Annotated in this window: 18 protein-coding genes and 3 tRNA genes; 5 read left to right on the plus strand and 16 right to left on the minus strand. The window is 71.5% G+C overall.

Annotation, left to right across the window (positions count from 1 at the left end):
* Positions 1–138 precede the first annotated feature (138 nt).
* From rplL to ACZ4W9_RS02270, 9 genes are all read right to left on the minus strand, one after another.
* Positions 139–525, minus strand: a complete 387-nt coding sequence (gene rplL / locus ACZ4W9_RS02230) for a 50S ribosomal protein L7/L12 (RefSeq protein ID WP_030601294.1) — start codon at positions 523–525, stop codon at positions 139–141.
* A gap of 110 nt (positions 526–635) precedes the next feature.
* Complete coding sequence (gene rplJ / locus ACZ4W9_RS02235) at positions 636–1,166, minus strand: 50S ribosomal protein L10 (protein WP_467932568.1); 531 nt, start codon at positions 1,164–1,166, stop codon at positions 636–638.
* A 456-nt stretch (positions 1,167–1,622) separates the two neighbouring features.
* The gene (locus ACZ4W9_RS02240) at positions 1,623–2,546 is read right to left on the minus strand and encodes an SCO4651 family lipoprotein (protein WP_467932569.1); all 924 of its coding nucleotides are present in this window, start codon (positions 2,544–2,546) and stop codon (positions 1,623–1,625) included.
* Positions 2,547–2,712: 166 nt separating this feature from the next.
* On the minus strand, positions 2,713–3,438 hold the full coding sequence (gene rplA, locus ACZ4W9_RS02245) for a 50S ribosomal protein L1 (protein ID WP_467932570.1): 726 nt from the start codon (positions 3,436–3,438) through the stop codon (positions 2,713–2,715).
* Positions 3,439–3,547: 109 nt separating this feature from the next.
* Complete coding sequence (gene rplK, locus ACZ4W9_RS02250; protein ID WP_467932572.1) at positions 3,548–3,982, minus strand: 50S ribosomal protein L11; 435 nt, start codon at positions 3,980–3,982, stop codon at positions 3,548–3,550.
* 130 nt (positions 3,983–4,112) lie between these two features.
* Positions 4,113–4,562, minus strand: a complete 450-nt coding sequence (locus ACZ4W9_RS02255; protein ID WP_467932573.1) for a hypothetical protein — start codon at positions 4,560–4,562, stop codon at positions 4,113–4,115.
* 26 nt (positions 4,563–4,588) lie between these two features.
* Entirely contained in the window at positions 4,589–5,464 is an 876-nt protein-coding gene (gene nusG, locus ACZ4W9_RS02260) for a transcription termination/antitermination protein NusG (protein ID WP_467932574.1), read from the minus strand.
* An 80-nt stretch (positions 5,465–5,544) separates the two neighbouring features.
* Positions 5,545–5,829, minus strand: a complete 285-nt coding sequence (gene secE, locus ACZ4W9_RS02265; RefSeq protein ID WP_467932576.1) for a preprotein translocase subunit SecE — start codon at positions 5,827–5,829, stop codon at positions 5,545–5,547.
* Between the two features lie 106 nt (positions 5,830–5,935).
* Positions 5,936–6,008 (minus strand) — tRNA-Trp (locus ACZ4W9_RS02270).
* 261 nt (positions 6,009–6,269) lie between these two features.
* On the opposite strand from ACZ4W9_RS02270, the gene ACZ4W9_RS02275 reads away from it, so the two are divergent.
* Positions 6,270–7,496 carry a pyridoxal phosphate-dependent aminotransferase gene (locus tag ACZ4W9_RS02275; protein WP_467932577.1) on the plus strand — a complete coding sequence of 409 codons (1,227 nt, stop codon included), beginning with the start codon at positions 6,270–6,272 and terminating at the stop codon, positions 7,494–7,496.
* A 127-nt stretch (positions 7,497–7,623) separates the two neighbouring features.
* Entirely contained in the window at positions 7,624–8,664 is a 1,041-nt protein-coding gene (locus tag ACZ4W9_RS02280; RefSeq protein WP_467932578.1) for an adenosine deaminase, read from the plus strand.
* Between the two features lie 16 nt (positions 8,665–8,680).
* Here the strand turns inward: ACZ4W9_RS02280 and ACZ4W9_RS02285 are convergent, their stop codons facing one another.
* Positions 8,681–9,289, minus strand: coding sequence for a TetR/AcrR family transcriptional regulator (locus ACZ4W9_RS02285; protein WP_467932580.1), 609 nt, complete (start codon positions 9,287–9,289; stop codon positions 8,681–8,683).
* 116 nt (positions 9,290–9,405) lie between these two features.
* Between ACZ4W9_RS02285 and ACZ4W9_RS02290 the strand changes: the two genes are divergently transcribed.
* Complete coding sequence (locus ACZ4W9_RS02290; protein ID WP_467932581.1) at positions 9,406–10,038, plus strand: NAD(P)-dependent oxidoreductase; 633 nt, start codon at positions 9,406–9,408, stop codon at positions 10,036–10,038.
* 27 nt (positions 10,039–10,065) lie between these two features.
* Here the strand turns inward: ACZ4W9_RS02290 and ACZ4W9_RS02295 are convergent, their stop codons facing one another.
* The 6 genes from ACZ4W9_RS02295 to ACZ4W9_RS02320 form a co-directional block, all read right to left on the minus strand.
* Positions 10,066–11,121, minus strand: a complete 1,056-nt coding sequence (locus tag ACZ4W9_RS02295) for a UDP-N-acetylmuramate dehydrogenase (RefSeq protein WP_467932582.1) — start codon at positions 11,119–11,121, stop codon at positions 10,066–10,068.
* A gap of 120 nt (positions 11,122–11,241) precedes the next feature.
* Positions 11,242–11,670 (minus strand): MaoC family dehydratase, encoded by a 429-nt coding sequence (locus tag ACZ4W9_RS02300; protein ID WP_467932583.1) that lies wholly within the window; start codon positions 11,668–11,670, stop codon positions 11,242–11,244.
* 7 nt (positions 11,671–11,677) lie between these two features.
* Entirely contained in the window at positions 11,678–12,130 is a 453-nt protein-coding gene (locus ACZ4W9_RS02305; RefSeq protein WP_467932585.1) for an FAS1-like dehydratase domain-containing protein, read from the minus strand.
* A gap of 159 nt (positions 12,131–12,289) precedes the next feature.
* Positions 12,290–12,454, minus strand: a complete 165-nt coding sequence (gene rpmG, locus ACZ4W9_RS02310) for a 50S ribosomal protein L33 (RefSeq protein ID WP_003948671.1) — start codon at positions 12,452–12,454, stop codon at positions 12,290–12,292.
* Positions 12,455–12,544: 90 nt separating this feature from the next.
* Positions 12,545–12,617: transfer RNA gene (locus tag ACZ4W9_RS02315), tRNA-Met, on the minus strand.
* 46 nt (positions 12,618–12,663) lie between these two features.
* Positions 12,664–12,736, minus strand: a tRNA-Thr gene (locus tag ACZ4W9_RS02320).
* Between the two features lie 251 nt (positions 12,737–12,987).
* On the opposite strand from ACZ4W9_RS02320, the gene ACZ4W9_RS02325 reads away from it, so the two are divergent.
* The gene (locus ACZ4W9_RS02325) at positions 12,988–14,247 is read left to right on the plus strand and encodes an amidohydrolase family protein (RefSeq protein WP_467932586.1); all 1,260 of its coding nucleotides are present in this window, start codon (positions 12,988–12,990) and stop codon (positions 14,245–14,247) included.
* Positions 14,248–14,385: 138 nt separating this feature from the next.
* Positions 14,386–15,042 (plus strand): SDR family oxidoreductase, encoded by a 657-nt coding sequence (locus tag ACZ4W9_RS02330; protein ID WP_467932587.1) that lies wholly within the window; start codon positions 14,386–14,388, stop codon positions 15,040–15,042.
* Positions 15,043–15,046: the final 4 nt, after the last annotated feature.

Consider the following 15,046-nt stretch of genomic DNA (forward strand, 5'->3'; position numbering starts at 1 on the left):
CCCGCACGAACACAGGTGCAAGGCGGCCCTCGCCGGGCCCGGGGAACGCCGAAGGGCGACCACCCGGATGGATGATCGCCCTTCGGTGCGTTCGCGTTACAGGAGCCCTGTCAGGCCGCTGCGGCGGTCGCGAAGGTCTTACTTGACCTCGACGGAGGCACCGGCGCCCTTGAGGGCCTCGGCGGCCTTGTCGGCGGCCTCCTTGTTGACCTTCTCGAGGACCGGCTTCGGGGTGCCGTCGACGAGGTCCTTGGCCTCCTTCAGGCCCAGGGAGGTCAGCTCACGCACGACCTTGATGACCTGGATCTTCTTGTCGCCGGCGCCGGTGAGGATGACGTCGAACTCGTCCTTCTCCTCCTCGGCCTCGGCGGCGGCGCCACCAGCGGCACCACCGGCGACGACGACCGGCGCGGCGGCGGCGGCGGTGACGTCGAACTTCTCCTCGAACGCCTTCACGAACTCGGAGAGCTGGATCAGGGTCATGCCCTCGAACTCGGCGAGCAGTTCGTCCTGGGTGAGAGCCATGATGGCTTTCCTTCCACTAAATCGGCAGGTGCCGGATGTACTGGGTAAGGCGGGCGTACGTCGGCCCGCTGCGACCCGCGCCGGTGGCGCGGATCAAGAAGCGAGCCGAATTACTCGGCACCGCCCTGCTCGGCCTGCTTGGCGCGCAGCGCGTCCACGGTGCGGACGAGCTTCGACGGGAGCGCCTGGAAGAGCGAGGCAGCCTGCGACTGCTTGCCCTTCATGGCGCCCGCCAGCTTGGCGAGCAGAACCTCGCGGGACTCGAGGTCCGCAAGCTTCTTGATCTCGTCGGCGGACAGCGCCTTGCCGTCAAGGACACCGCCCTTGATGACGAGATCGGGGTTCTCCTTGGCGAAGTCACGCAGACCCTTCGCCGACTCCACCGGGTCACCGGTGACGAAGGCGACGGCCGTCGGGCCAGCGAAGAGCTGGTCCTCCAGCGTGATCCCGGCCTCCTTGGCCGCAATCTTGGTCAGCGTGTTCTTCACCACGGCGTACTGGGCGTTCTCACCGAGCGACCGGCGCAGCGTCTTGAGCTGCGCCACGGTGAGACCGCGGTACTCGGTCAGCACGGCGGCGTTGGAGCTGCGGAACTTGTCCGTCAGCTCCGCAACCGCGGCAGCCTTGTCGGGCCTCGCCATAGAGCCTCGGCCTCCTTCCGGGTGATTCGGACCGCGCGGACCCGAAGGAGGACTGGGGAAACGAAACGCCCCGGCGCAGGCGCACGGGGCGGACTCGACCGGCCGCACACGCGCTCGGCGCGCACTCCGGGAGTTCTTCCACATTCACCTGCGCGGGTCGCCCACTTTTCAGCGGATCCTTCGGCCACCGCACCCTCATTCGAGCGCACGGCAACGACCAGCGGTCTTTGGCTTCACCGAGAGACTACGGGACCGCCGGGCCCCAGAGCAAATCGGACCCGAGCGGACCCGGACCGGGGGGCCGGTCGAGGGACCACCGGGCTGCTCAGTCGTGTGTCCGGCCAGGGCCGGGCAGGGCGGGGAGAGGCCCGGGGCCGGGCTCCCCGGGGTGCCGCCCGGTGTGGGCCCGCACGAGGGGCCGCGCGGCCCGGGGTGGGCCCGGGGGTGTCCGCCGGGTCAGGAGGCCGTGCCCGTGCCCGTGCCGCCGGTGACCGTGCCGCCGGACTTCATCATGTCGGCGAAGTCCTTGGTGTCGCCGGCCGGCGGGGCCTCGGCGTCGACCTTCACGCCGTAGTCGGAGTAGTAGGCGGTGCTGGTCATCGCGCCGTTGGCGGTGTTCGCCTTCTCGGTCTTCTTGATCAGCAGGTCCTTGCCGTCGACCCAGATGTCGATGGTCTCCGTGGTGACGCCGGCCTGGCTGAGCTGCTTCTTCAGGGCCGCCATCTGGTCGGCGTCGAGGTTGCTGGTCTTGTCGGCGAGGTCGGCGACGTCGACCTTGCCCGAGTAGTGCGTGGTCTGGACGCCGGAGACCTTCTCCTCGCCGACCTTCTTCACGTCACCGGAGGCCAGCAGCAGCTTCACGGACTGGTTCGGGGTGGCGTTCTGGATCTGGTCCTTCATGTACGAGCCGGACGCGCCGCCGAGCTTGGCGAGGTCGTCGTACGAGTACTTGATCCAGTGCTTGCCGCCGCCCGCCTGCTGGGCGTAGGCGTCGCTCATGTGCGCGTAGTAGGCGTCCGCCAGATAGCGGGCCTCCATCGACTGGGTGCCGGCCTTCTTCATCAGCTCGGCCATCTGACCACCGGTGTAGGTGATGGTCATGGTGCCCTTGAGGCCGTCCTGCCAGGTGAGCGAGCCGTTCGCGCTCATCGACATGAGGTCGCCGACGGACGTCGTGGAACGCACCTTCGCCGAGTCGGCCTGGTCGGTGGACTTCTCGACGGAACGCAGCGCGGCGATGGGGCTGAGGTGTACCGACTCCTTGCCGGCCGCCTTGTCGTCCTTCTTGCCGGAGTCGGAGGAGCCGCAGGCGGCCACTCCGGTCAGCGCGGCCACCACCGCGATGGAAAGGGTCGCCCGGCGCACGGTCGTGCTGTTCATCTGCTCCCACCCCTGTTGTGTGTCCTGTGCCTGCACCGTAACCCAGGCCCCTGACAGTCGTACGAAAGGCCGTACGAAGAAAGGACGGGCCCGGAACCGGAGAGGTTCCAGGGCCCGCCCTTTTGTTCTACGCGTCCCTGACGCGGCTACCGCGCTGAGCCGGGGCTCAGACGGAGGCCGGGTCCTCCTCGACGAGGAGGTTGCGGGTGCGGTTCGGGTCGACCGGGATGCCGGGGCCCATCGTGGTGGTGATGGCGGCCTTCTTGATGTAGCGACCCTTGGCGGCGGACGGCTTCAGACGGAGGATCTCCTCCAGCGCGGCGCCGTAGTTCTCCACCAGCTTTTCGTCCTCGAAGGACGCCTTGCCGATGATGAAGTGCAGGTTCGAGTGCTTGTCGACGCGGAACTCGATCTTGCCGCCCTTGATGTCGGTGACGGCCTTGGTCACGTCGGGGGTGACCGTGCCGGTCTTCGGGTTCGGCATCAGACCACGCGGGCCGAGGACGCGGCCGAGGCGGCCGACCTTGCCCATGAGGTCCGGGGTGGCGACGACGGCGTCGAAGTCCAGACGGCCCTTCGCGACCTCGTCGATCAGCTCGTCGGCACCGACGATGTCGGCGCCCGCGGCACGCGCGGCCTCGGCACGGTCGCCGGTCGCGAAGACCAGGACCCGGGCGGTCTTACCGGTGCCGTGCGGAAGGTTCACGGTGCCACGGACCATCTGGTCGGCCTTGCGCGGGTCGACACCCAGACGGAAGGCGACCTCGACGGTGCCGTCGAACTTGGTCGTGGAGGTCTCCTTGGCGAGACGGACGGCTTCGAGCGGGGCGTACAGCTTCTCCCGGTCGATCTTGGCGTCCGCAGCGCGGAGAGCCTTGCTGCGCTTGCTCACAACTTGCTCCTGTGTGTTCTGAAAGGAGTCGTGGTCCCTGGGCCGAGCAGGCCCTGCCACGTGCGGCCGCGAAGTGCAGGCAGCCGCATGACTGCTACGAAGGTGGGGTTCAGCCCTCGACCGTGACGCCCATGGAGCGCGCGGTACCGGCGATGATCTTCGCCGCGGCGTCCAGGTCGTTCGCGTTCAGGTCGGCCATCTTGGTCTCGGCGATCTCGCGGACCTGCGCCTGGGTGATCTTGGCGACCTTGGTCTTGTGCGGCTCGCCGGAGCCCTTCTCGACGCCCGCGGCCTTGAGGATCATCTTCGCGGCCGGCGGCGTCTTGGTGATGAAGGTGAAGGAACGGTCCTCGTAGACCGTGATCTCCACCGGGATGACCCAACCACGCTGCGACTCGGTCGCGGCGTTGTAGGCCTTGCAGAACTCCATGATGTTGACGCCGTGCTGGCCCAGCGCGGGGCCGACCGGCGGAGCCGGGTTGGCGGCGCCGGCCTGGATCTGGAGCTTGATGAGCCCCGTGACCTTCTTCTTCTTGGGAGGCATGCTCTCTCCGGGTCCTTGCTGAGAGGTTGATGGCCATCTGCGTCATCCGGATTCATGCCTTGCACGATCCCGCAGATGGCATACCGCACAACGATAGCCGCTGTCCCCACGGGACAAGAAATCCTCCAGGTCAGGCGGCCTGTGCAGGGTCTTCGGGACGTCGGTCGCGCAGCACGTGCACGGCCCCGGCGAGCAGCGCGAGCAGGGTCGCGCCCACGGGCACCGCGAGCAGGGCGGCCACGGCGCCGCGCCCGGTGTCACCGGCGAGCGCCGCCCGCCCCGGCTCGCCGGGCGTGGTGCGCACCGACACGGTGTCGCCCTCGGTGCGGCCCCCCGCGCGCGTGCCGACCGGCAGGCCGGCCCTCACCCGCTCCCCCGCGAGGGGGTAGGTCACCGAGCAGCCGCCGAGGAGGCAGGGCCCGTCGTGGAAGGTGGCCGCGACCGGCTCGGCGCGGCGCAGCCCGGCGCGCTGCCAGGCCGCCGGGAAGCAGACGGCGTACGTCAGGACGAGCAGCGCCAGTACGGCCGCGGCGGAGACCGCGGGCCGGACACGGCGGAAGCGCCCCGGGCCGGTGGTCACCGGCGGGGCGCTTCCGGGGCGTGTGCTCAGTTCTTCTGGATCTGGTCGAAGGACAGCTCGACCGGGGTCTCGCGGCCGAAGATCTCCACCAGGCCCTTGACCTTCTTGGAGTCGGGGTTGATCTCGTTGATGGTCGCCTGGAGCGTGGCGAACGGGCCATCGGTGACGGTGACCGAGTCGCCGACCTCGAAGTCCAGCACCTGGACCTCGACCTTGCGCTGCGGGGCGGGCTTGCCCTCGGCCTCGGCGGCCTCGCGGGCGGCCTTCTCCTCGGCCTCCGGGGCGAGCATCTTGACGATCTCGTCCAGGGTCAGCGGGTAGGGGTCGTAGGCGTTGCCGACGAAGCCGGTGACGCCCGGGGTGTTGCGGACGACGCCCCAGGACTCGTTGGTCAGGTCCATGCGGACCAGGACGTAACCCGGCAGCTTGTTCTGCTTGATCGTCTTGCGGTCGCCGTTCTTGATCTGGACGACCTCTTCCTGCGGCACCTCGGCCTGGAAGATGTAGTCCTCGACGTTCAGCGAGACGGCGCGCTGCTCCAGGTTGGTCTTCACGCGGTTCTCGTAACCGGCGTAGGTGTGGATGACGTACCACTCGCCGGGCAGGGTGCGCAGTTCTTCGCGCAGGGCCTGGACGGGGTCGACCGGAGCGGCCGGCTCGGCCTCGGCGGCCTCTGCGACGGCTTCCTCGGCCTCCTCGGAGGTCTCTTCGTCCTCGTCCTCGTCCTCGGCGTCGTCGGCGTGGACGGCGGCCTCCTCGGCCGGCTCCCCCGCCTCGGCCTCGGCAGCCTCGAACTCGTCCTGGTCGTCCGCGCCCTCGACGATGTCGAGCTCGTCGTCCACCGTCTCGGCAGCCAGCCCGCGGGGCTCAGTGGCGTCGTCGTTCAGGTTCGGGTCAGACACGATGGCTGCTTCTTCCTGGATACATAGGGGTGGAACATGCGAAAAGGGGCGCCGGTACCACGGCGCCCTTCGCTTTTGGCTCAGCCGAAGACGTACTTGGCCGCGTGGTCGAGCCCATAGTCAATCACGGTCACCAGGGCGATCATGATGACGACGAAGAAGATCACCACGGTGGTGTACGACGTCAGCTGGTTGCGCGTCGGCCAGACGACCTTGCGGAGTTCCGCGACGATCTGGCGGTAGAAGGTGGCGAGGCGCTTGAGCGGGCCCTTCTTGGCACGCTTTCCGCCCTTGCGGCCCTTCTTCGACTCGGGCACCTCATCCTGGGCATCAGGCGTGTCGATGGAGCCCACGGCGTCCGTCATGATCCTCACCTGATCCCGGGTCGTGGCCGTGCCGCGCCCGGTTTCTGAGCCGCACGGCGGTGCATTGCTGTACGTACATGCGCACACATCCTGGCGGTGTGTGTAGCAGGGCCGGAGGGACTTGAACCCCCAACCGCCGGTTTTGGAGACCGGTGCTCTACCAATTGAGCTACGACCCTTTGTGTGTCCCCCAACGTACCGCATCCGGCCGGGTGCCCGATGTGCACCGGCTCGGCGACGGCCGTCGAGAGGCCAACGAGGTGAGAGTGTACGTGGTCCGGCGCCCGGCGTCGAACAGAAAGTGCCCGTCGAAGCCGTGGAGACGAAGATCGTCCAGGCCGGGGGCCCGATTCGGACCCGTGTTCACCCCTTGGCCGTTGGCTGCCCAGTCTGTGAAACCCGTGTGCCGGGGGTATTTCCGGTCTGGAACGATGGGCCGCATGAGCGCTGCAACCCCTCCCACCGAGCGCCGGGTCTCCGCCCGAGTCGGCGCGATCTCCGAGTCCGCCACCCTCGCCGTGGACGCCAAGGCCAAGGCCCTGAAGGCCGCCGGGCGTCCGGTGATCGGCTTCGGCGCCGGTGAGCCCGACTTCCCGACCCCGGACTACATCGTCGAGGCGGCCGTCGAGGCCTGCAAGAACCCCAAGTTCCACCGCTACACCCCGGCCGGCGGCCTGCCCGAGCTGAAGGCCGCGATCGCCGCGAAGACGCTGCGCGACTCCGGCTGGGAGCCCGACGTCTCGCAGATCCTGGTCACCAACGGCGGCAAGCAGGCCATCTACGAGGCCTTCGCCGCGATCCTCGACCCGGGCGACGAGGTCATCGTCCCGGCGCCGTACTGGACGACGTACCCGGAGTCGATCCGCCTGGCCGGCGGTGTCCCGGTGGAGGTCGTCGCCGACGAGACCACCGGCTACCGGGTCTCGGTGGAGCAGCTGGAGGCGGCGCGCACGGAGCGGACGAAGGTCGTCCTCTTCGTCTCCCCGTCCAACCCGACCGGCGCGGTGTACTCGGAGGCCGAGACCGAGGCGATCGGCCGCTGGGCCCTGGAGCACGGCCTCTGGGTGCTCACCGACGAGATCTACGAGCACCTGGTCTACGGCGACGCCGCCGCGGTGTCCCTGCCGGCGCTCCTGCCCGAGCTGCGCGACAAGTGCGTCGTGGTCAACGGCGTGGCGAAGACGTACGCCATGACCGGCTGGCGGGTGGGCTGGGTCATCGGCCCGAAGGACGTCGTCAAGGCCGCGACGAACCTCCAGTCGCACGCCACCTCCAACGTCTCCAACGTGGCCCAGGCGGCCGCCCTGGCCGCCGTCTCCGGCGGCCTGGAGGCGGTGGCGGAGATGCGGGAGGCCTTCGACCGGCGCCGCAGGACCATCGTGCGGATGCTCAACGAGATCGACGGCGTCGTCTGCCCGGAGCCCGAGGGCGCGTTCTACGCCTACCCGTCGGTCAAGGCGCTGCTCGGCAAGGAGATCCGCGGCAAGCGCCCGCAGGACACCGTCGAGCTGGCCGCGCTGATCCTGGAGGAGGCCGAGGTCGCGGTCGTCCCGGGCGAGGCGTTCGGCACGCCGGGCTACCTGCGGCTGTCGTACGCGCTCGGCGACGAGGACCTCGCCGAGGGCGTGAGCCGCGTCCAGAAGCTGCTGGCGGAGGCGCGGGACTAGGTCCCGGCCGCCACGCGCGCATGCGGGCCGTCTCCCTGCGGGGAGGCGGCCCGTTCTCGTGTACGAGCGGGCGCACCTACGGGGAAACGGCTACCGGGAAAGCGGTGGCGTGCGGCAGGATCTGGGAATGGAGCGTGTACGTGATCTGTCCGAGCTGCCGAAAGCCCATCTGCACCTGCACTTCACCGGATCGATGCGACCAGGGACCGTGCTGAAGCTGGCCGACAAGTACGGCGTACGGCTGCCCGACACGCTGAGGGACGCCCTCGTCAGCGGGGAGCCGCCGCGGCTGCGCGCCACGGACGAGCGGGGCTGGTTCCGCTTCCAGCGGCTGTACGACGCCGCCCGCTCCTGCCTGCGCACGCCGGAGGACATCCAGCGCCTGGTGCGGGAGGCCGCGGAGGAGGACCTGAGGGACGGCTCGGGCTGGCTGGAGATCCAGGTGGACCCGACGTCGTACGCGCCCCGGCTGGGCGGTCTGATCCCGGCGCTGGAGGTCATCCTGGACGCGGTCGACACGACCTCCCGGGAGACCGGCCTCGGCATGCGCGTCCTGGTCGCCGCGAACCGGATGAAGCATCCGCTGGACGCGCGCACGCTGGCCCGGCTGGCGGTGCGCTACGCGGACCGGGGCGTGGTCGGCTTCGGGCTCTCCAACGACGAGCGGCGGGGCATGGCCCGGGACTTCGACCGGGCCTTCCACATCGCGCGCGAGGGCGGTCTGCTGTCGGCCCCGCACGGCGGGGAGCTGGCCGGTCCGGCGTCGGTCCGGGACTGCCTGGACGACCTGCACGCCACGCGGCTCGGGCACGGGGTGCGGGCCGCCGAGGACCCGCGGCTGCTGAAGCGGCTGGCCGACCGGGGCGTGACCTGCGAGGTGTGCCCGGCCTCGAACGTGGCGCTCGGCGTGTACGAGAAGCAGCGGGACGTCCCGCTGCGCACCCTCTTCGAGGCGGGCGTGCCGATGGCGCTCGGCGCGGACGACCCGCTGCTGTTCGGCTCCCGGCTGGCCGCCCAGTACGAGATCGCCCGGCACGCCCACGGCTTCACGGACGCCGAACTGGCGGAGCTGGCCCGGCAGTCGGTGCGGGGCTCGGCCGCGCCCGCGGAGGTCAAGGCGCGGCTGCTGGCCCGGGTGGACGAGTGGCTGGCCCGCCCGGCGGCCTGAGAGTCGCCCGGCGGTCCTACGCCACCCGGATGCCGCCCAGCAGGGTCCGGGCGAGCCGGGCGGCGAACTCGTCGACCGGCGGCCGCCGCCCGGTCTCGGTGGCGTCGTAGGCGAAGGCGCGCTGGGCGCAGGCGCCCAGGAGCAGTGAGGCGGCGGCGTAGGTGTCGGCGTCGGCGCGGACCCGGCCGGCGGCCTGCTCGGCGCGCAGGTAGGCGTCCAGGCCCTGGATGGGCGTGTGCGGCCCGGAGCCGAGGGTGCGCAGGGTGTCGTCGTGGCGCCGTTTGAGCTGTGTCTCGGCGTACAGGGAGGCGGCGATCGGGAAGCTCTGCTCGTAGAAGAGCGCGGCCTGGCGGGCGATCGCGGTGAGGTTCTCCTCCAGGGTGGCCCGTCCGGGTGCGGCGGCGAGGCTGTCGAGCAGCGGGGCGAGCCGGGGCAGACGCTCGGTGAGGACCCGTACGAACAGCTCTTCCTTGCTGTCGAAGTACTTGTAGAGGGCCGCTTCGGAGCAGCCGGCCGCGCGGGCGATCTCCTTGGTGGTGGCGCGGGCGAGTCCGACGGTGAGCATCAGCTCGTGGGCGGCGTCGAGGATGCGCACACGCGCCGGTTTCGTCTCCGCGGGCTCCATGGGACTCCTTATCGGCCTTGACGGGTGGGTGAGTGCTTACCCACTCTAGGAGCCGCATGGGTGAGTGAGCACTCACCCACCGCGTGTCGGACAGCCGGGAAGTCAGGAAGGTCACCATGAAGCTCACTGTTTTCGGCGCCACCGGGGGGACGGGCCGGGAGCTGGTCCGCCAGGCCCTGGACGCCGGTCACGAGGTCACGGCGGTCGTCCGCGACCCCGCCCGGCTCCGGGTGTCCGGGGACCGGCTGGAGGTCGTCCGCAGCCGTCTGGACGACCCGGAGGAGCTGCGCGCCGCCGTCCGCGGCCGGTACGCCGTCCTGTCCGGCCTGGGGCCGCGCGGTCGCAGGGCCGACGGGGTGACCGCCCGGCTGACCCGGACGATCGTGGGCGCCATGGAGGCGGAGGGGGTGCGCCGGCTGCTGGTGGTCAGCGCCAGCCCGGTCGGCCCGGCCGCCAAGGGCGACGGTGCCGTGGACCGGGCGGTACGGAGCGTCATCTCGGTGATCCTGAAGGACGTCTACGCCGACCTGCGCGCGATGGAGGCCGGCCTGGCCCGCAGCGACACCGACTGGACGTGCGTACGGCCGCCGCGGCTCCAGGACAAGCCGCTCACCGGCCGCTACCGCACGGTCGTCGGCGGCACCCCCGCCCGGGGACGCTTCCTCGCGCGCGCGGACGTCGCGCACGCGATGCTGTCGATGATCGACGCCAAGGAGACCGTGCGGCAGGGCGTGGGGGTGGCGTACTGATCCGGTGCGCCGCCGCCGGGGCGGGCGCTACAGGCTCACGCCCACGGTCACCGGCTCGTTGACGAGGGTGACGCCGAAGGCCGCGCGGACCCCGGCGACCACCTCGCGGGCCAGGGCGAGCAGATCCTCCGTGGTGGCCTCGCCCCGGTTGGTCAGGGCGAGGGTGTGCTTGGTGGAGATGCGGGCGGGGCCGGTGCCGTAGCCCTTGGTGAAGCCCGCCTTGTCGATGAGCCAGGCCGCGGACGTCTTCGTACGGCCCGGTCCCGCCGGGTAGGCGGGCGGTTCGACGCCGTCGCCCAGCCGTTCGCGCACGCGCGCGTGGAAGGCGGCGAACTGATCGTCGGTGAGGATCGGGTTGGTGAAGAAGGACCCGGCGGACCAGGTGTCGTGGTCCTCGGGGTCCAGCACCATGCCCTTGCCGGCGCGCAGCCTCAGCACGGTCTCGCGGGCGTCGGCGAGCGGCACCCGGTCGCCGGTCGCCACGCCGAGCACGCGGGCGGTCTCGGCGTACTTCAGCGGCGCGGACAGCCCGCCCGCGTCCTCCAGTGCGAAACGGACCCGGAGCACGACATAGCGGTCGGGGTCGGCCTTGAAGCGGCTGTGGCGGTACGAGAAGGCGCACTCCTCGTTCGTGAGGACGACGGTCTCGCCGGCCCGGCGGTCGTACGCGACGACCTCGGTGATCGTCGAGGAGACCTCCTGGCCGTAGGCGCCCACGTTCTGGATGGGCGTGGCGCCCGCGGAGCCGGGGATGCCGGCCAGGCACTCGATCCCGGCGAGCCCGGCCTCCACGGTGCGGGCGACGGCGTCGGTCCACACCTCGCCGGCCGCCAGCTCCAGCGTGCCGCCGCGCAGTTCGACCCCGCGCGTGGCGATGCGCAGCGCGGTGCCGTCGAAGCCCTTGTCGCCGATGACCAGGTTCGACCCGCCGCCGATGATCAGCAGCGGCGTGCCGCTGTCGTCGGCCTCGCGCACCGCGGCGATGACCTCGGCGTCGGTGCCGGCCGTCACCAGCCGGGTCGCGGGACCGCCCAGCCGGAAGGTGGTCAGCGGGGCAAGGGGGGCGTCGTGGAGTACCTGCACGGGCCAAGCGTACGAGACGGGGGCGAGGGGGCCGGGCACGCGGGGACCGACCGTCCGCCGCCCCACGCGCAAGGGGCGCCTCCTCGCGGAAGGGCGCCCCTTGCTCCGGCAGCGGGACCCTCAGGCCAGTCGTACGACCGCCCGGGACATGCCGAGCACCTTCTGACCGGCGCTCATGGCCGTCAGGTCCACCCGCACGGTGTGGTCGTCCAGCTTGGCCGCGACCTTGCCGCTGACCTCGATCAGCGCGCCCTGGTCGTCGTTCGGGACGACGACGGGGCGGGTGAAGCGGACGCCGTACTCCACGACCGCGCCCGGGTCACCGGTCCAGTCGGTGACCACGCGGATCGCCTCGGCCATGGTGAACATGCCGTGCGCGATGACGTCCGGCAGGCCCACCTCCTTGGCGAACCTCTCGTTCCAGTGGATCGGGTTGAAGTCGCCGGAGGCACCCGCGTAGCGCACCAGCGTGGCGCGCGTCACGGGGAAGCTCCGCGCCGGCAGCTCGGTGCCGACCTCGACGTCGTCGTACGCGATCTTCGCCGTCATCGGATCCTCACGCCTCCTCGGCCGCGCGGGCCACGAGCTTGGTCCAGGCGGTCACGACGAGTTCGCCCGACTCGTCGTGGACCTCACCGCGGATGTCCAGGATGTCGTTGCCGGCCAGGGACTTGACGGCCTCGATGGTGGAGGTGACCGTGAGCCGGTCGCCGGCGCGCACCGGGCGGGCGTAGGCGAACTTCTGGTCGCCGTGCACCACGCGGCTGTAGTCCAGGCCGAGCTGCGGGTCCTGGACGACCTGTCCGGCGGCCCGGAAAGTGATGGAGAACACGAAGGTCGGCGGGGCGATCACATCGGGGTGGCCGAATTCCTCGGCGGCCTCGGGGTCCGTGTACACCGGGTTGGTCTCGCCCACCGCCTCGGCGAACTCGCGGATCTTCTCCCGGCCCACCTCATAGGGCGCGGTGGGCGGGTAGGTCCGTCCCACGAAGGACTGGTCGAGCGCCATGGCCCGGCACCTCCTGATCTTTGCTGTGAGGGCCCCAAATTAGCCGGAAACCGGTCGGGGAATCCCACGGGGCCGGATGGGGCGCACGGTGTGGCCGGGCCGGGAAAACGCCGTGAGGCCGCCCCCTCGGAAGGGGACGGCCTCACGAACGAGCCTGAATTATCGCGTTTCGCGGTGCGCGGTGTGCGCGTTGCAACGCGGGCAGTGCTTCTTCATCTCAAGACGGTCCGGGTTGTTACGCCGGTTCTTCTTGGTGATGTAGTTCCGCTCCTTGCACTCCACGCAGGCCAGCGTGATCTTCGGGCGGACGTCGGTGGCAGCCACGTGAGTGCTCCTAAGACGAACGGATGGACTGGTTCAACGCAAGAAAGAGTAGCCGATCGAAGGACCGACCCCACAATCGGCTACTGTCAGTAGCGGTGACCGGACTTGAACCGGTGACACAGCGATTATGAGCCGCTTGCTCTACCGACTGAGCTACACCGCTTTGATGAGATCAGCTCCCGCCTTGCGGCGGGAACCTCTCACACCAGAGCCCCAAAACGGAATCGAACCGTTGACCTTCTCCTTACCATGGAGACGCTCTGCCGACTGAGCTATTGGGGCGAGCGATGAAGACATTACACGGTCCGCAGCCGTTCACCCAAATCCGTATCCCGTCGCCCGCCGGAAGGCTCCCCACGGCCCGCCCGGCGGTCCTCCGAGCCCCGGGCCACGCCGGTACGACTATTGCGCCCTTCCCGGATCCGCGCGGCCGGCGACCCTAGGCTCGATCCGCCCTGCGTGATCTTGGGGCGACCACGCGCCCCGCACCCGTCACGCCGGCCCGCCGAGCCCTGCCCCGACCCTGGAGCGCGATGCCCGAGAGCCAGCCGCACCCGCCACCGGACCCGCCGGGGTCCTCCGGGCCGTCCGGCCCGGACGGCCTCCTGCTGTGCGGGGCGCGGCTCACCGACGGCCGGACCGTGGACGTGCGGCTGGGCGGGGACCGCATCGAGGCGGTGGGCACCGCCGGCAGCCTCACGGCGGGTCAGGCCCGCGCGGGCGTCGCCCGGCTGGACCTGAGCGGGTACCTGCTGCTGCCGGCCCCGGCCGAACCGCACGTCCACGGGGACACCGCGCTGTCCGCCGAACACCCGGGGCCGGTGTCGTACGCCCCCGAGGACGTCCAGCGCCGGGCGACGGAGGCGGCCCTGCTGCAGCTCGGGCTCGGCGCGACGGCGGTGCGCGCGCACGTGCGCGTGGGCGACGTGCGGGGGCTCGGCGCGCTCGGCGCGGTGCTGCGGGCCCGGCGGTCGCTGCGCGGGCTGGCGGAGCTGACGACGGTGGCGATGCCGCGGCTGCTGACCGGGGTGGCCGGGGCCGACGGGCTGGCCGTGCTGCGGGACGCGGTGAAGATGGGCGCCTGCGTGGTGGGCGGCTGCCCGGACCTGGACCCGGACCCCACCGGCTATGTGGAGGCGGTCCTGGAGGTGGCCTCCGAGCACGGCTGCCCGGTGGATCTGCACACGGACGCCGCCGACCCGGCCCGGCTGTCCCGGCTCGCGGCCATGGCTGGGGGTCTGCGCCCCGGCGTGACGATCGGGCCGTGCGCCGCTCTCGCGCGCCTGCCCGCCCGGCTCGCCTCGCGCACCGCGGACCAGCTCGCGGCGGCCGGCGTGACGGTGGCGTGCCTGCCCCAGGGCGGCTGCGGCGGCACCGACCGGCGGGGCACGGCGCCGGTGCGGCTGCTGCGCGCGGCCGGGGTGCGGGTGACGGCCGGGAGCGGGGCCCTGCGCGACGTGTCCGACCCCGTCGGCCGCGGCGATCCCCTGGAGGCGGCCTACCTCCTCGCGTCCCTCCACGGCCTGCGCCCGGAGGACGCCTACGACGCGGTGTCCGCGTCGGCCCGCGCGGCGCTGGGGCTGCCCGAGGTGCGGGTGGAGGCGGGCTTCCCGGCCGAGCTGCTGGCCGTGCGCGGCGACCGTCTGGCCGGCGCGCTGTCCCTGGCCTACAGCCGGATCGTGGTGCACCGGGGCCGGGTGGTGGCCCGCACGAGCGCGGTACGCGAGTACTGCCACTCGGCGACGACGGCGGAACCCGGGCTGCCGCGGCAGGGGCGCGGGGAGTTGTCGTGAGCCGGGCCCGTGACCGTGGGGGCGAGGGGGGCGCGCGGGCGCGTGGCCGCGCGCTTACGCGGGCCCTTGCCGCGGGGCTCGGGTCGTGGCGGCCAACTCGTGCGGCGGATGCGGCTCTTCGGGCGTACGGTCGGAATCATGCGCATTGTCATCGCTGGTGGACATGGTCAGATCGCGCTGCGCCTGGAGCGCCTGCTCTCCGCGCGCGGTGACGAGGTCGCGGGCATCATCCGCACGCCCGGACAGGGCGACGACCTGCGGGCGGCCGGTGCCGAACCGGTGCTGCTCGACCTGGAGTCGGCCCTGCTGGAGGAGGTGGCGGCGCATCTCCAGGGCGCGGACGCGGCGGTCTTCGCGGCCGGCGCGGGCCCGGGCAGCGGCGCGGCCCGCAAGGACACGGTGGACAGGGGCGCGGCGGTGCTGTTCGCGGACGCGGCCGTACGCGCCGGTGTGCGCCGCTTCCTGGTGGTGTCCTCGATGGGCGCGGACCCCGCGCACCAGGGGGACGAGGTCTTCGACGCGTACCTGCGCGCCAAGGGCGAGGCCGACGCGTACGTCACCCGTCAGGAGGCCCTGGACTGGACGATCCTGCGCCCGGGCGCGCTGACGGACGAGCCGGGCACCGGCCTGGTCCGGATGGAGGCGCACACGGGGCGTGGCCCGGTCCCCCGGGACGACGTCGCGGCCGTCCTCGCGGAGCTGGTGGACACTCCGGCGACGGCCGGACTCACCCTGGAACTGATCAGCGGTTCGACACCGGTGTCGGTCGCGGTCAAGTCGGTGGCGGGCAACTGAGGGC

It is taken from the genome of Streptomyces sp. NPDC029296 (assembly GCF_055569255.1).